Genomic DNA, 249 nt, shown 5'->3' on the forward strand with positions numbered 1-249 from the left:
CGCGCGGCCGGTGTCGACCTCGTCGGCGGTCGCGTCGAGCGCGTCGGCGACGGCCGCGCGTCCGAGCCGTTCTGCCGCCGCCTCGTCGCCCCGGCAGATGAGTCGCTTACTGGCGTACTCGCCGGTCACGAACAGTATCACGCCGATTCCGGCGGAGACCAAGAACGACAGGGCGAATCCGAACGGCGGCCACGCGACGCCCACGAAGACGAGCCCAGCCACCACGCCCACCGTGAACAACCGAAGCTC

1 protein-coding gene is annotated in these 249 nt (G+C 70.7%); it reads right to left on the minus strand.

Annotation, left to right across the window (positions count from 1 at the left end; translation table 11 throughout):
- Nucleotides 1-249 (minus strand): peptidase (locus HKX41_12635; protein ID NNC24981.1); only part of this gene is annotated, 249 nt, incomplete at both ends.

It is taken from the genome of Salifodinibacter halophilus (genome assembly GCA_012999515.1).
Classification (GTDB): Bacteria; Pseudomonadota; Gammaproteobacteria; order Nevskiales; family Salinisphaeraceae; genus Salifodinibacter; species Salifodinibacter halophilus.